Here is a 15046-nt window from a genome sequence, read left to right as displayed (position 1 = left end):
AGCGCTGATAAACGCTTATTTTTTATGAAAAGAGATGCTATTAATGTGGACGGTTGTTAGAACGATTTTTCGCTACTTGGTGCCATACAAGCTGCTTACTTTGTGCTTTTTGCTGCTGTTTGGGCTTGATCTTTTATTTGTATCTGTAGCTCCGCTTAGCTTTAATTACATTATCGATTATGCTGTTGCGCCTAAGGATATGGATGTGTTTCTGTTTATAGCAGCTTTGCTGCTTGGATTTGGCATCGTTTGTACGATTGCCGGCGTATTCGGAGATCGCCTGCTTTCCAGGCTGAATGCGCTGGTTGAGCAGGATTTGCGGCGAGCTTTGTTTTCGAAGCTGCAGCAGCTGCATATCAGTTATTTCCAGGCAAAGCGAACAGGGGATAGCGTGATTTTGTTTTCTAACGATATTCCTGCGATAAGCAGTGCGATGACTGCTCTGCTGTCGACTGGCATTCAGTCGCTGGTTGTTGTTATGGTCAGTATGAGCATTTTGCTTTATTTGCAGTGGAGTATGGCGCTGCTTATTATTATGGGCGCCGCGGTCATTTTTGTCGGCCCGCTGCTGCTTAACAAGCGGGCTAGCACTCGCATTCAAGCGTACAGGGAGCAGGCAGCTGGCTTGAACAGTGATGTTACGGAAAATGTGAAGGCGCAAAAGCTGATTAAAAGCTACAGCCTGCAGCAATTGATGCTGCGGCGATTTGAACAGCGGCTTAAAAGCCTGTTCGTAAGCAGCTATCAGTTGAATTTGATTAATGCTGCATTAGGCAGAGTGCCGATGATCAGCCTGCTGCTCGTAAATTTGACGATTATGCTGTACGGCTCGTACTTGGCAATCGTGGATCGAATTTCGCTCGGTGAGCTGGTAGCTTTCTATACGATGTATATGTCGATGGGCAATTCCGTATTTAATCTTACCTTTATTATTCCTTCATTAACCAGTGCCAAGGTTAGTATCGAACGGCTAGCCCAAGTAATGGAAGAACGGGATGAGCAGATTAAAACGGATCTGCCGGCAAGCGAGAAAGTCTTCAAGCCTGCCTCCAAAGCAAGCAAAAAAGCAGCAGAGGAGCCTGTAGTATTGCAGGCTGAGCCAGCAAAGCTGCAGCAAATTGCATTTGATCGGGTAAGCTTTGGCTATGAGCCGGAGCGGCAAGTTTTGCACGATATCACATTGTCGATTCCGCAAGGCGCCAATATCGCATTTGTCGGCAGCAGCGGCTCTGGCAAAAGCTCGATGGTGCAGCTGCTGCTTGGCCTGTACGAACCCGCTGAAGGTACAATTACGGTAAATGGCGCTCCACTGGGCTCCGCTCAGCTCGCTTCCTATCGGCAGCAGCTTGCTGTCGTATTTCAGGACAATTTTTTGTTTCAGGGCACGATTAAGGAAAATATCGCAATGAGCAGCGAGACTGCCAGCGATGAGGACATCATACGAGCGGCACAGCTTGCAGAGATTCATGATTTTATTATGTCGCTGCCAGACGGCTATGCAACGAAGGTGTACGATGAAGGCAGCAACTTTTCAGGAGGGCAGCGTCAGCGGCTGGCAATCGCTCGAGCGCTCGTGCGCGAGCCGCAATTGCTTATTTTGGATGAAGCGACCTCAGCGCTAGACCCGGCAACCGAAGCGGCGATTAATCAAACGATCAACAGGCTGGCTCGGCAGCGAACGGTTATTTCTGTTACGCATCGTCTGTCAACTGTTGCGGATGCCGATCTTATATGCGTATTTGACGAAGGAAGGCTGGTTGAGCAGGGGACGCATGAGCAATTGCTGGCCCGGCAGGGGCAGTTTTATTATTTATGGGAAAAGCAAACGGGCTTTACGCTGTCAGAGGAAAGCGACGATGTGCAGATCAATGCTTCCCGCTTGTCTCAGCTTGCCTTCTTCAAGCAGATTTCGCCTGAGGTGCTTGAGGATATCGCGATGCTGTTTAATACGGAGCGCTTTGCGTCAGGAGCCACTATTATTGAAGAAGGCGCTCGTGGCGAGAAGTTTTATATTTTGATTCGCGGCAAGGTTGAGGTTTTGAAGCAGGTCGTTGGCGAGCTGGAAGAGCAGCAGCGACAGGTTGCCGTGCTTGAGGACGGTGATCATTTTGGAGAAATCGCATTGCTGCAAAATGTTCCGCGCACGGCTACGATTAAAGCGCTGACGCCATGTGTCGTCATTACATTGCAGCGCAAGGTGCTGCAGCATTTGCTAAGCAAGCATCCTGACATAAACAGCTATGTAGTGAAGGTGCTGCAGGAACGGCTTGGATAAGGACGGTGAAGGATAACGATGTACAGCTATTCAGTTATGGCGTCAACAGATGAGCAAAAGGCTCAATTTTCGGCTTTCTTTGTGCGCTATCGCGAGCATTTCTCGCGCGATATGCTGCTGGATGAAGCACTGCTGCATTTATTAAATTATTTGGAGCAATCCTCGATTATTCTTACCTACAATGAGCGGGATCAAGTGATTGGTGCGCTAAATTATTGGCGCACAGCTGATGAAACAGGTGAGGATGAATTTGCCTATGATGCTGACGGCAGACTCGTTTATCTCAGTTCAGCGCTTATTGCGCCGGAGGAGCGAAGCAGCAGAGTGTTTATGCATGGCTTTCGCGATTGGATCAACGAGATGCATAAGCAGGCTCCCGAGCTGCATACGGTTATATTTACGGCGCGAGCCGACATTGCCTATATTAATCAGCTGTATCGCAAATTCGCTCGGCATTGCGGGCATAGGGAAGGCCTGCATGGCATGGAAAACATCTATAAAGCGAATTTTACCGAGCTGCACCATTTTTTAAACCGTTTAAAATCGAAATAAGTTGTAAGTTTGGTTACAGATTATTTAGCTTCGCGGCTATATAATACAAGTTAGGAAGGTTGTTAGAGAGGAGGTGTTCCCATGTATCCAGCAAAACCAAGCTTTGACAAAAATTCAGGCGATAACAAGGTGAAAATTCAAAAAAGCGTTATGCAGGCGTTTGATGCGCTAAAGAAGCAGGAGCTGCTTCGCGCTGTATCAGCAAAGTAATTGGGTATTCGAGCACTTATCGTTTGTTGAAGGATGTACAAAAATCCTCCGAGCCAGCATTTTCACAGGCATCGGAGGATTTTTTTGCTTTGCAGGCTGACAGTGCAGCATCGCAAATTTAAATGTTTACAGGAACGTCAAGCTGCTGCTGCAGCTGTTGTTGAACGCCTTTCAACTGCTCGTTGCTGGGCGGCTTAATATGCTCAAGCTCATACGTTAAGCCAAGCTGCTGCCATTTGAATTTGCCCATTTCATGATAAGGCAGCAGTTCAACCCTTTCTACAGCTTCGAGCGAGGAAATGACCGCCGCGAGCTTATCGACATCAGCTGGATCGGTTGTAACATCGGGAATGACGACATGCCTGATCCAAAGCTTGCTACCTTGCTTGCTGACATGCTCGGCCATCCGCAAAATGCGCTGGTTGGATTGTGTTGTCAGCTTCATATGCTTGTGCTCGTCAATCATTTTCAGATCAAGCAGAATAAGATCCAGTACCTCAAGCAAGCCAGTTGATTGCAAATGCGAGGGCTCGCAAAATCCGGATGAATCCATCGCCAGATGCAGCTGATAGCGGCGCTTCAGCTCACGCCCCAGCGCTGCGAGAAAAGGAGCCTGCAGCGAAGGCTCGCCTCCCGAGAAGGTGACGCCTCCGCAGGATGCCTGGTAATACGGTATAAATGGCTCGATTTCGGCAATCACCTCATCAACGGTCATAACCTTGCCGGTCGTTGTATCCCATGTATCGGGATTATGGCAAAATTGACAGCGAAGGGCACAGCCTTGCATAAAAAGGACGAAGCGAATGCCTGGGCCGTCTACGGTGCCAAAGGACTCGAAGGAGTGAATCCGTCCTTTGGCTTGCCGATCATGCTGAATTTGAGCCTGAAGCTCGTTGGCTATGATCATTAGAGCGACCCGTGGAAGGTACGGCTAATCACTTCAAGCTGCTGCTCCTTCGTCAGCTTAATGAAGTTAACAGCATAGCCGGATACGCGCACGGTAAGCTGTGGATACAGCTCGGGATGCTCCATAGCGTCCTGTAATGTTTCGCGATCAAATACGTTGACGTTCAGATGATGCGCTTTTTGCGCCATATAGGTGTCAAGCATAGCAGTCAAATTGCTGCGCTGTGCTGATTCGTCCTTACCGAGCGCCTTGCCGACAATGGAAAAGGTGTTGCTGATGCCATCCAAAGCATGCTCGTATGGCAGCTTGGCTACACTGGTCAAGGAAGCAAGCGCGCCTTTGCGATCACGCCCGTGCATCGGGTTTGCTCCAGGAGCAAAAGGCTCGCCAGCTTTACGTCCATCCGGTGTTGTACCAGTCTTTTTGCCGTATACGACATTAGATGTAATCGTTAAGACAGACTGCGTAGCGATCGAGCTGCGGTACGTTTTATGCTTTTTCAGCATGCCCATAAATCGCTCGACAAGCTCTACTGCAATCGAATCGACGCGGTCATCGTTGTTACCGTACTGCGGGAAGTCGCCTTCAATGCGGAAGTCAACGGCGATGCCATGCTCATTGCGAACCGGGTAAACCTTTGCGTATTTAATCGCGCTCAAACTGTCAGCAACGACTGACAAGCCCGCAATGCCGCATGCCATCGTACGCAATATTTCACGGTCATGCAGCGCGAATTCCAGGCGCTCGTAGCAATATTTATCATGCATGTAGTGAATGACGTTCAATGTGTTAATATATAGCCCCGCCAGCCACTCCATCACCTGCTCGTAATTGCCCATCACCTGCTCATAATCGAGCACCTCGCCTGTCAATGCCGGCAGCTGACCAGGGAACACCTGCACATTCAGCTTCTCGTCTACGCCGCCATTAATTGCATACAGCAGCGCCTTGGCAAGATTGGCCCGCGCCCCGAAAAATTGCATTTGCTTGCCGATTCTCATGGCCGAAACGCAGCAGGCGATACCGTAATCGTCGCCATAGATCGGACGCATTAAATCGTCGTTCTCATACTGAATCGAACTCGTTTCAATCGAAACCTTGGCACAGTAGGCTTTAAAGGCTTGCGGCAAGTCATTCGACCATAACACGGTCAAGTTCGGCTCTGGCGACGGCCCCAGCGTATAGAGCGTATGCAAAATACGGAAGGAGGACTTGGTGACCAGTGGCATGCCATCCGTCGAAATACCGCCAATGGATTCCGTTACCCATGTAGGGTCGCCGGAGAACAGCTCATTGTAATCAGGTGTGCGCAAAAATTTGACGATGCGCAGCTTCATGACAAAATGATCGAAAAGCTCCTGAGCCTCGGCTTCAGTTAAGCTGCCTTCCTGCAAATCACGCTCAATATAAATATCAAGGAAGGTTGAGACGCGTCCCAAGCTCATCGCCGCGCCGTTTTGCTCCTTAATCGCTGCCAAGTAAGCGAAGTAAAGCCATTGAATCGCTTCCTGCGCATTGTCCGCTGGACGGCTAATATCATAGCCATAGGAGGCGGCCATTTCCTTCAGCTCCTGTAGCGCGCGAACCTGCTCGGCATGCTCCTCGCGTTCGCGAATGACGTCCTCAGACATTGGCAGCTGCTCGGTTAACGCTTTATCCTTCTCTTTTTCGGCAATTAAACGATCGACGCCGTACAACGCGACTCGGCGGTAATCGCCAATAATGCGACCACGGCCGTAAGCATCAGGCAATCCTGTAATGATCGCCGTTTTGCGTGCCAGTCTCATTTCAGGCGTATAGGCATCGAACACGCCCTGGTTATGCGTTTTGCGAATGTTGGTAAACAGGTCGACCAGCTCCTGCGGAATGTCATAGCCGTACGCCTTGCAGGCGTCGATCACCATTTTAATGCCGCCGAACGGCTGAACGGAGCGCTTGAAAGGAGCATCGGTTTGCACGCCGACTATTTTTTCCAGTTCTTTGTCGATATAGCCGGGCGCATGTGAAGTAATGGTGGAAGGCTTGCTCGTATCAACATCCCAAACACCGCCACGCTCACGCTCCTCGCGAGACAAGCGGCTAATATGCGCCCAAAGCTCATTCGTTGCATTGGTGGCCGAGGCGAGAAATTGCTCATCTCCCAAATAAGGGGTCGCGTTGCGGATAATAAAATCTCTTACATCAATTTGCTCTGACCATGCGCCTTGCTTGAATTGGCGGTGAGCTCCTTTATCGGATTGCAGCATTTGTACAGTTTTCATCGTTCATTCCTCCTTGATGTTGTAAGCTTTCAAATTTATTTGAATTCGCCATAAAAGGCTTGACGGTAAAGCTCGGCTAGCTCTGCAACGAGCGGCAGCCTTGGGTTGTAGTTGGTATACTGATCCTCGAAGGCGCGCTCAGCCAAATATTCCACCTTGGATTCAAACGGTGCTGATGGAATGCCCGCCTCCTGAAAGCTTTCAGGAATGCCGAGCGAACGGTTCAGCTGTTTAACGGACAGGATCAGGCTGTTGACCCCTTCATTAGTTGTGTAGGCAGGCAGTCCTGCCAGTCTGGCGATTTCGGCATAGCGCACATCCGCCTGAAAATGCTTGTAGTTGGCAAAGTTTTGAAATTTGGTCGGACGCGAAGCGTTATAGCGAATCACATGCGGCAGCAGAATCGCGTTAGTACGTCCATGCGGCAAGCCAAACTCAGCGCTGAATTTATGAGACAAGCTGTGGCAAATGCCGAGAAATGCGTTGGAAAAAGCCATGCCAGCTATCGTTGAAGCATTGTGCATTTTTTCACGAGAAACAGCGTCGCCAGAGGCAAATGATTTTTCCAGGTTCTCCAGCACCAGCTGAATAGCTTTAATTGCCAACCCATCGCTGAAATCATTGGCCATAATCGAAACATAGGCTTCAATGGCGTGAGTCAGCACATCCATGCCTGTATCAGCAATTACAGTGGAGGACAGGCTTGCCGTATACTCTGCGTCGATTATTGCCACATCCGGCGTCAGCTCATAGTCGGCAAGCGGGTACTTCGATTGTCCCTTGCTCGTATCGGTAATCGTGGCGAACGAGGTGACCTCCGAGCCCGTGCCCGATGTGGTCGGGATCGCCACAAGCTTGGCGCGCTTGCCTAGATGCGGATATTTGTAGACGCGATTGCGAATATTCATAAACTTCATTTTAATCGTATCGAAATTCGTTTCGGGACTTTCGTAGAACAGCCACATCGCTTTAGCTGCATCGATAACCGATCCGCCGCCAAGCGCTACGATGCAGTCCGGCTGAAATGCGTGCATGCGCGCCGTTCCCTGCATAACGAGATCAATCGTTGGCTCGTGCTCGACTTCAGCGAAAACTTCTATTTGCACAGGCTTGGCGCGTTTCCGCAAATAATACTGCACCTTGTCAACGTAGCCAAACTGCTCCATATAATGATCGGTAACGAGCAGGACGCGGCTAATGTCGGGCATTTTGCTTAAATATTGCGTTGCCCCTGCTGAGAAATACAGCTTCGGCGGGATTTTGAACCATTGCATTTCGACGCTGCGATTGGATACCTTTTTTAAATGCAATAGCTCAGCATTGACGCCTTGCGGATGAAATGATGTCTGATAGCCCAGTGCATGGAACGGAAGCTCTTTGTCGCGGAAGCTGAGTGCGCCTTCAATGGAAGGAGCGTTGACAATTAAGCGATTCACAAGCAGCTGTTCGGCGAATTTGGCCTTCACGGCTTCATCATGGCTATGGATGACTGCTGAATGCTTGGCTTGGCCCAGCTCCAGCAGCTGCTGGGCAAGCTTCAAAGCCAGCTCGTCGTTCTCGGCTTCATATAATGCCAGCATTGGACAAGGCTTAATTAGCGATAGCGGCTGATGCTCGCCAACTTCATCAAGCGGTGCAATGAGTAGCTTCGTATCTGGCGCTACCTCAATGCCCGCTGCCGCAGCAAGCTCTGCCGCAGATTTGCCGATGAACGATTGGCGCATCATGCCGTTTTCCGAGAATAGTGTGCTCGTCAGCAGCTCGCATTCGATCTCATCGAGAATATGACAGCCAAGCACAGACATCATCTGCACTGCCTGCTGGTAAAGATCCTGATGGATGATGAGCGCTTGCTCAGACGTAAAGATCATTCCGTTGTCGAAATTTTTAGATAATATAATATCTGTAACGGCTTGCTTTAAATCAGCCGTACGATCCATATAGCAAGGAATATTTCCATAGCTTACACTCATTGTTGTTTTACCGAGCTGCTTGGCAGTTTTCGCCGCAGCCTCGTCTCCGCTGCATATAATTAAAGCGATACCAGGATGGGATATGCAAGTCATAAGCTCCGATTGCGTGTAATTGTCGAGCCATTGCAGTGCATAAGGCGGAGCACCGGCAAGAATGGCTGCATCATGCACCGTCTGTACGGCCTCAATGCTGCTTTTTACCGCATCCTTTTGCAGCATAAAGATAATCGGGTTTCGTGTTTTTACGGCAATAAGCGCTTGGAACAAAATCGTCGAAACAGGAGAGGCGCCAGTTACAATCGAAATAATGGCTCCGATTGGCTCGGCTATCATTTGATAGCCCTCATAATGATTGTTTTCAATTTCACCAACGGTTTTCATATATTTGATCGCGTGATAAACACTTTCTGTCGCATGCATGTTCAGTACAATTTTATCCTCAAAAACGCCGCGCCTGGTTTCCTCCAGCTCCAACTTGGCTAGCTCCATATGGCGCTGAATGCCAGCCAGCGTCATATGCTGGACGATTGTATCAATAGTCGATTGCTCGTAGCTGGCATATTGCTGGACAGCGGCTTCTGCGCGCTCCAGACATTGCCGCAGCAACGGCGTATCTTTATGGAAATGCTGCAGCTTGGACTCCTTAACGGCCATCGTTCTCCCTCCTTACATATTCGCTTTGAATGCTACAGTTCTATTGTAAAAGCAAACCCCGAAAAAGGATGTGCTAAAAATCACAAAGTAAAACATCAATTGCCTGCCAGATGGCAGCAATGTGAAAAAAGCTGAGGGGACGACGCTGCTACGATAAGGAGTGGAACGAGTAAGGCGTTATATACGAGAAATGCGAAAAGTGGGGAGGGGAGTCAGGTCAGGAAGAGGCAGGAGAGGATTCTAAGGAATATTGAAGGATTTACGGAATAACGAAGTGTCTAAAGAATCTGGGTAACGTTAATTAATCAGCAATGAGCTACATGGAAATCTAACGAATATTTACAACGCTAAGAGCAGGAAATCACTTGAATCACAGTAAAACTTGCATATTAAGACGTTGTAGATTCCTTAGAGCATTGTATGTCCTAGTTTGGTGCAAATAGCGATACCCAGTTTCATTAGATCATTCAGCACTACGGAGCAAAGCATCATCCAGTTGCTTTTTAGATGCTAATGCTCTTACTTAAATGTTGAAGGCTGCATTAGTATTTAAAGGCGATTCACGTTCGTTTTTTGGATTGCGTTGCTTCTCCACTGGTGCTTATAAAGCGGGGGCGCAGAGTAGAGCAAAGCTACGTAAGCACCGGAACTTTCGGTAGACGGCCATATTCGACGCCGAATCTGCTACGAAGCAGCGCCTCGTCATCAAAGTCCAACTTTTTGACTAACCATTCCAATCGAGGTCAAAAAGTTGGGCTTTCAGGACCAAGAAGCTTGGACGCTAGTAGAAAACGAGGAGCGCAGCGTAGGCAAAAGCTACGTGAGCACCGGAGTTTTCGCTAGCGTTCAAGATTCGCCGTCGAATAAGCTACAGAGAAGTAACCTCGTCATCAAAGCCCAATTTTTTGACTTCATCTAAAGGCGGCAGATTTCTTTTGGGCATGTTGGGCATAGAGGACACCCCGCCATATCCTTCAGCGCTGGCAGATTAATAACCTTGATGCAGCCATTTGCTTCATTGGTGACGATGCCATCGCGCTTCATGCTTGCCAGCAGGCGGTTAACGCCCTCGCGAGTAGTACCGACCAGCTCCGCCAACTCATTATTAGTCAATTTTATATTAATCCGTATATGGTCTTGTTCATGTTCGCCAAAGCTGTTGCACAGCCGAATAAGCGTCGATGCTAATGCGCCATTTTTACCGCCCATTAGCAGATCGCGCAGCTTCGATTCAGTTTTGCGCTGAATTAAGCCCATCCACATCGCGTAGCGATATGCAAGATCCCCATATTTGCACATTAGCATTTCCAATTGCAGACGGGGGATAATGCCAACCTCAACCTGGTCGATCGCCTCGGCTGTATAGCGATGCGTCGTATCCCAAGCATCAATATCAGCAATCATATCATCAGGCTGCAGGATGGAAAGCAGCAAATCCTTGCCCTCGGACGTCGATTTACGAAGTTTAACGCGGCCTTTAATGATCCAGTAAACGGCGATGGCCTCATCGCCCTCCCAGAATAAATGAGTACCCGCAGAGTATTTTTTAACGTGCATAACAGATGCAAGCAGATCAAGCTGCTCATCGGTAAACACAGTGCTGAGCGAGCCAGGGCGATGCTTGCTGTCCGGTCGTTTTATTTTCACAGCATTCGAATCATAATAAATACTCATTGAAGTGTCATCTCCTCCAGAACAGTTTCCTTATCTCTACTATACGTGGAAGCATATTTTTTGAATATCGGGAATCTCCCTACATCGTTTTAAGGTGTTTCCCTGACATACAGTGTTCGAATCAATGTTTATAATAAGGGTATTCGGTATGATTTCGGACAAATTAGTCAGAAAGGAGCACAAGCATGACTCCAGCTACGATTAGCATCGTGCAAAAGCTGCAGCAGCTATCAGCAGTAACGGCGAGTGATCTAGCAGCACTGGGCGTAGTGGATCGCCAGACAAGAAAGCTGCGCTGGCATGCAGTTGTCGGCAGCATAAGCGAACGTACAGAAAAAATACGACAGCATGCGCATACAGGCTTGGTTGGAGAAGTGCTGCGCACAGGCAGCTTCATGCAATTTCGCACAGACAACGGGCTGATGCGAGAGCTGGACGAAGCGATTATGGTAACAGAAAAGCTGCGCCATGCTGCGGCCTGGCCGCTTGCAGCACAAAGCGAATGGTATGCATACACGATTTTAATCGGCAAGCGTCATGCGGGAAGGTACGAGCCTGAGCAAATTGAAGCGGGTACAAGACTGGTGCAGGAACTCACTGCCGAGAGCATGTTCACGAATAGAGACAGAATATAATAGAGCCTAATGATCGTTTACCAATCCCTTTTTTGAAAGATGGCTGTTTTTCAGGCGCTTAAACGCTATAATAAAAGAAACATAAGCTGAAGGGATTGTTTCGATGATTAGGCTTCTTATTTGTGATGATCATGCAGTCGTTCGCTCGGGACTGACGATGCTGCTGAACGGAAGAAATGAAATTGAGGTGATCGGCGAAGCATCCGAGGGAGATGAAGCGATCGCTTTGGCGCAGCAGCTAAAGCCGGATGTTGTGCTAATGGATTTAAGCATGCCGCATGGCAAGGACGGAATGACAGCGTCAGCGGAGCTTAAGAAGCTTATGCCTGAAGTAAATATATTAATTCTAACGATGCATGATGATGAGCAGTATTTGTTTCAAGCGATTAAAGCAGGCGCATCTGGCTATATTTTGAAAAATGCGCCGCATGAGGAGCTGGTCGCGGCAATTGGCGCTGTTGCCGGCGGAGACGCTTATCTGTATCCGTCTGCTACAAAAAAGCTGATGAGCCAGTTCATTCATCAGCAAAATCTTGATCCGGCCGACGATCATGCCTATCAGCAGCTGTCTGAGCGCGAAAAGGAAGTGCTGAGCTGGCTGGCAAAAGGCTATGCAAATAAGGAAATCGCGCAGCAGCTGTTTATTAGTGTTAAAACAGTCGAAACCCACAAAAGCCATTTGATGGAGAAGCTGGGCCTGAAAACCCGACCAGAGCTGATCAAATATGCATTGCAAAAGGGGCTGTTGCAATTTGAAGATGAATAATAATCGCAATCAACGCAACCAATTCGAACAAATGGATTTGCTGCTTGCCAATTTGGAACAGCAAATGGAGGATAAGGAGCTGTTTGAGCGCACGAAGCAGCGGCTTATCCAGCTAATCGACGTCCAATATGCGCTAGGCGTCAGCTCGATCGTCGCGATTACAGATATAAAAGGAAAAATACAATATGTAAACGATAAATTTGTTGAAATATCGAAGTACAGCAAGGAAGAGCTGCTTGGTCAGGACCATCGCATCATTAACTCCGGCTATCATCCCAAATCATTTTTTACTGAGCTGTGGCGAACAATTTCTTCCGGGAAGGTATGGACTGGCGAAATTAAAAATCGCGCCAAGGACGGCTCTTATTATTGGGTTAACACAACGATTGTTCCGTTTCTGGATGAAGAGGATCGTCCTTATCAGTACTTGGCAATCCGCAATGAGGTTACCAGCCTGAAGCTGGCGGAAAAAGAGCTGAAGGATATGATGGTCAAAGTGATGGAGGTGCAGGAGGAGGAGCGCAAGCGCATTTCCCGCGAGCTGCATGACGGAATTGGACAAAGCCTGTTCTCCTTTATGATTCAGATCGATCATATTGTAGCCAGCCACCCGGAGCTTACCGAGCTGCAAAGCTTGCGAACCCATGTTGCCGGGATGATGCAGGATGTGCGCAGCATGGCGTGGCAGCTGCGGCCGTCCGTGCTTGATGATTTGGGGGTAGAGCCAGCGATTCGCACCTACATAGAAAACTACTCGGAGCATTTTGGCATTGCCGTTAAGCTGGAAGGGAAAATCAAGCGGCGGCTTAGCTCGATGAAGGAAACGGTTATTTACCGCACGATACAGGAAGCGCTAACCAACATTGCAAAGTATGCGGATGTTGAGCAGGCTGAAGTCGTGTTCGAAGAAAATGATGAGCAGGTTCATATTAAAATAGCTGATCAAGGTGTTGGCTTTGATCGCAGCAAGCTGGAGCGCAGCGGTGTCGGGCTGTTCAGTATGGAGGAGCGGGCGCATGGCGTTGGAGGCAGGCTGCAAATATCATCAGCTCCAGGTCAAGGCACAGTCGTTCAGCTTACCATTCCTAAGTAGTAGCTGCGGAGCAAAGCATTCTCCAGTCGTTTTTTGGAATGCTTTGCTCCTCTGCTGTGAACAAAGTGAAAAATTTCACTTAATTTGTGATTTTAATCACATACCCCCCGTTGTGCCCGCTATATACTAAAGCCATAAAGAAGATTAGATCAGCGATAAAAACAAGGAGTGATTCATATGCTAAAGTTTTGGCGAGAGAACAAATACGCTGCTGTTATTGTAGCGGTCATCCGAATTATTCTTGGATATAAATGGATTACGAGCGCATGGGGCAAAATAACAGAGGGCACATTTGATGCAACAGGCTACTTGAACAATGTGATTACCAATCCGGTAGCAAAAGGCGAGGAGGTGCTTTATCCAGTATACAACGCATTTATCGAGCATGCTGCGCTGCCGATGGTTGATGTCATTAACTTCATTATTCCATGGGGCGAGCTGCTTGTCGGCATTGGCTTAATTACCGGGATACTAACCTTGCCCGCTGCATTTTTCGGCTTGTTGATGAACTTTATGTTTATGTTTGCCGGCACAGTGAGCACGAACCCGTTTATGATTTTACTCGGCTTTATTGTTATTCTGGCAGCAGGCAATGCTGGCAAATTCGGCGGTGACCATTTCGTAAATCCGTGGCTGAAGGAAAAGGTAGGCAGCAAGTTGATTGCCAAATTCAAAAAGCCAAAGCCTGTTGAAGCATAACACAGTAAAGCTAGCAGTATTGGTTTTAACAGAAAGGAGCTATCGCCCTCAGCAGTGATGCTGAAGGGCAGCAGCTCCTTTTTTGCTTCGGTCCCGAAAGCCCAGCTTTTTGAATCTGATTTTAAATGAAAATCAAAAAGCTTTAGTAGCAATATGTATTTCTACGCTTCCGTCAGTATTATACTTTTCAAAATCATAGGTGTACGCTCTGTTCAATGCACCTGCTTCTTCAAGCTCCCATATGTTCTGCCATGCCTTTACAACTCCAAGCTCGTCGCTGGAATCAACAGGGAAGATTTTATAATGGGCAGAATCGGGCAGCTCTAATCATTCATGGCTGCCAGCATCAGCAGCAAGGCTGGCAGCTTCAACTGCGATGCTTAATGTATAGTTGCCCTTATAGTTGCTTTCATACTGGTGATAGACGCCAGAGCGTACGGTGTTGCTGCCATCTAGCAAACGAGAGGCGCTTTGCCACGCCTGCGACAGCTTATCCAGCAATTGCGGATCGCTAAAATTGTTAGTACGTACATGGCTTAATACGGTTAATATCATATCCTAATCATCCTTTCAAATGTGGTCAGTTCGGCAGACTGCTGCTGAGCGCCTGCTGCACCTTTAGCAAATGCGTTTGGATAAGCTCGCTCGCCAGCTCGCTTTGGCCCTGCTCAATAGCCTTATAGATGTCCTGATGCTCCTTAAGCAGCAGCGTTGCTGATGAGGAGTCTCCGAAAAATCTAAGCCTGCGGGTAGTGCCGATCGTTTCGACCAGCTTGCTGGTCAGGGAGACCATCAGCGTATTCAGCAGCTCATTATGTGAAGCGGAGGAGATCGCTAGATGAAACTCAATATCAGCGCGCTCGCTCAGCTGAGTGTCATTGCTGGCAATTGCTTGCTCCATCTGCGCCAATATGCTGGATAGCTGCTTCAAATCCTGCTCATTGCGCCGCTTTGCTGCTGCAGCCGCAGAGCCGCTTTCCAACCAAATACGCACCTCCAAAAGCTCGCGGATGTTGTCGGATTGCTGGAACGGATCATTGTTCTCCGCTTGCTCGCTTGGCAAAACCTTGCTGACAAATGTGCCGCCGCCATGCTTGACCTCAATCCAGCCAGTCGCCTTCAGCGCGCTTAAAGCCTCGCGAATCGTTGAGCGCCCGACGCCGAAGCTGTTGCCCAGCTCAACGACAGAAGGCAGCCGTTCCCCTGGCTGCAGCTTGCCCTCCTGAATTTGCGTTAAAATCATCCGTTTCACGATTTCATGCCCTTTTTCCGTTTCAACCTTTATCGAATGCATGCAGTCTCCTCCGAAAAACATCGTCTTGACTATACTGTACAACGAATTTACAC

General features: G+C 48.5%; 13 protein-coding genes. 7 read left to right on the top strand and 6 right to left on the bottom strand.

What is annotated here, in order from left to right; translation table 11 throughout:
* Positions 1-34 precede the first annotated feature (34 nt).
* From KJS52_RS06690 to KJS52_RS27660, 3 genes are all read left to right on the top strand, one after another.
* The gene (locus KJS52_RS06690) at positions 35-2275 is read left to right on the top strand and encodes an ABC transporter transmembrane domain-containing protein (RefSeq protein ID WP_246563258.1); all 2241 of its coding nucleotides are present in this window, start codon (positions 35-37) and stop codon (positions 2273-2275) included.
* A gap of 18 nt (positions 2276-2293) precedes the next feature.
* Positions 2294-2827, top strand: a complete 534-nt coding sequence (locus KJS52_RS06685; protein ID WP_213513981.1) for a hypothetical protein — start codon at positions 2294-2296, stop codon at positions 2825-2827.
* Between the two features lie 81 nt (positions 2828-2908).
* A complete protein-coding gene (locus tag KJS52_RS27660; RefSeq protein ID WP_281425565.1) occupies positions 2909-3037 on the top strand; it encodes a hypothetical protein in 129 nt (42 codons plus the stop codon).
* Positions 3038-3155: 118 nt separating this feature from the next.
* On the opposite strand, the gene pflA is transcribed toward KJS52_RS27660, so the two are convergent.
* The 4 genes from pflA to KJS52_RS06665 form a co-directional block, all read right to left on the bottom strand.
* Positions 3156-3944 (bottom strand): pyruvate formate-lyase-activating protein, encoded by a 789-nt coding sequence (gene pflA, locus KJS52_RS06680; protein ID WP_213513980.1) that lies wholly within the window; start codon positions 3942-3944, stop codon positions 3156-3158.
* A complete protein-coding gene (gene pflB / locus KJS52_RS06675; protein ID WP_213513979.1) occupies positions 3944-6205 on the bottom strand; it encodes a formate C-acetyltransferase in 2262 nt (753 codons plus the stop codon). The genes pflA and pflB overlap by 1 nt, the downstream gene beginning before the upstream one ends.
* A 35-nt stretch (positions 6206-6240) precedes the next feature.
* Positions 6241-8832: a bifunctional acetaldehyde-CoA/alcohol dehydrogenase gene (gene adhE / locus KJS52_RS06670; RefSeq protein WP_213513978.1), complete on the bottom strand. Its 2592-nt coding sequence runs from the start codon at positions 8830-8832 to the stop codon at positions 6241-6243.
* Between the two features lie 915 nt (positions 8833-9747).
* Positions 9748-10506 carry a Crp/Fnr family transcriptional regulator gene (locus KJS52_RS06665; protein ID WP_213513977.1) on the bottom strand — a complete coding sequence of 253 codons (759 nt, stop codon included), beginning with the start codon at positions 10504-10506 and terminating at the stop codon, positions 9748-9750.
* Positions 10507-10691: 185 nt separating this feature from the next.
* On the opposite strand from KJS52_RS06665, the gene KJS52_RS06660 reads away from it, so the two are divergent.
* From KJS52_RS06660 to KJS52_RS06645, 4 genes are all read left to right on the top strand, one after another.
* A complete protein-coding gene (locus KJS52_RS06660) occupies positions 10692-11141 on the top strand; it encodes a hypothetical protein (RefSeq protein WP_213513976.1) in 450 nt (149 codons plus the stop codon).
* Positions 11142-11244: 103 nt separating this feature from the next.
* Entirely contained in the window at positions 11245-11907 is a 663-nt protein-coding gene (locus KJS52_RS06655; RefSeq protein ID WP_213513975.1) for a response regulator transcription factor, read from the top strand.
* A complete protein-coding gene (locus KJS52_RS06650) occupies positions 11900-13000 on the top strand; it encodes a PAS domain-containing sensor histidine kinase (RefSeq protein ID WP_213514434.1) in 1101 nt (366 codons plus the stop codon). Before KJS52_RS06655 ends, KJS52_RS06650 begins: the two co-directional genes overlap by 8 nt.
* 177 nt (positions 13001-13177) lie before the next feature.
* Positions 13178-13699, top strand: a complete 522-nt coding sequence (locus KJS52_RS06645; RefSeq protein WP_213513974.1) for a DoxX family protein — start codon at positions 13178-13180, stop codon at positions 13697-13699.
* Between the two features lie 327 nt (positions 13700-14026).
* On the opposite strand, the gene KJS52_RS27335 is transcribed toward KJS52_RS06645, so the two are convergent.
* Both KJS52_RS27335 and KJS52_RS06635 read right to left on the bottom strand, forming a co-directional pair.
* Positions 14027-14254 carry a hypothetical protein gene (locus KJS52_RS27335; protein ID WP_246563256.1) on the bottom strand — a complete coding sequence of 76 codons (228 nt, stop codon included), beginning with the start codon at positions 14252-14254 and terminating at the stop codon, positions 14027-14029.
* A 25-nt stretch (positions 14255-14279) separates the two neighbouring features.
* Positions 14280-14993: a FadR/GntR family transcriptional regulator gene (locus KJS52_RS06635; protein WP_213513973.1), complete on the bottom strand. Its 714-nt coding sequence runs from the start codon at positions 14991-14993 to the stop codon at positions 14280-14282.
* Between the last annotated feature and the right edge of the window lie 53 nt (positions 14994-15046).

It is taken from the genome of Paenibacillus montaniterrae, assembly GCF_018403185.1.
Classification (GTDB): domain Bacteria; phylum Bacillota; class Bacilli; order Paenibacillales; family Paenibacillaceae; genus Pristimantibacillus; species Pristimantibacillus montaniterrae.
The sequence above is the reverse complement of the archived record's forward strand: the minus strand, read 5'-3'. Positions and strand labels throughout refer to the sequence as shown.

Excerpts from the sequence above, each read along its gene's own strand:
- KJS52_RS27335 (WP_246563256.1), bottom strand. The coding sequence starts at position 14,254 with ATGATATTAACCGTATTAAGCCATGTACGTACTAACAATTTTAGCGAT.
- KJS52_RS06660 (WP_213513976.1), top strand. The coding sequence starts at position 10,692 with ATGACTCCAGCTACGATTAGCATCGTGCAAAAGCTGCAGCAGCTATCA.
- KJS52_RS06655 (WP_213513975.1), top strand. The coding sequence starts at position 11,245 with ATGATTAGGCTTCTTATTTGTGATGATCATGCAGTCGTTCGCTCGGGA.
- pflB (WP_213513979.1), bottom strand. The coding sequence starts at position 6,205 with ATGAAAACTGTACAAATGCTGCAATCCGATAAAGGAGCTCACCGCCAA.
- KJS52_RS27660 (WP_281425565.1), top strand. The coding sequence starts at position 2,909 with ATGTATCCAGCAAAACCAAGCTTTGACAAAAATTCAGGCGATAACAAG.
- KJS52_RS06650 (WP_213514434.1), top strand. The coding sequence starts at position 11,900 with ATGAATAATAATCGCAATCAACGCAACCAATTCGAACAAATGGATTTG.
- pflA (WP_213513980.1), bottom strand. The coding sequence starts at position 3,944 with ATGATCATAGCCAACGAGCTTCAGGCTCAAATTCAGCATGATCGGCAA.
- KJS52_RS06690 (WP_246563258.1), top strand. The coding sequence starts at position 35 with ATGCTATTAATGTGGACGGTTGTTAGAACGATTTTTCGCTACTTGGTG.
- adhE (WP_213513978.1), bottom strand. The coding sequence starts at position 8,832 with ATGGCCGTTAAGGAGTCCAAGCTGCAGCATTTCCATAAAGATACGCCG.
- KJS52_RS06645 (WP_213513974.1), top strand. The coding sequence starts at position 13,178 with ATGCTAAAGTTTTGGCGAGAGAACAAATACGCTGCTGTTATTGTAGCG.
- KJS52_RS06635 (WP_213513973.1), bottom strand. The coding sequence starts at position 14,993 with ATGCATTCGATAAAGGTTGAAACGGAAAAAGGGCATGAAATCGTGAAA.
- KJS52_RS06665 (WP_213513977.1), bottom strand. The coding sequence starts at position 10,506 with ATGAGTATTTATTATGATTCGAATGCTGTGAAAATAAAACGACCGGAC.
- KJS52_RS06685 (WP_213513981.1), top strand. The coding sequence starts at position 2,294 with ATGTACAGCTATTCAGTTATGGCGTCAACAGATGAGCAAAAGGCTCAA.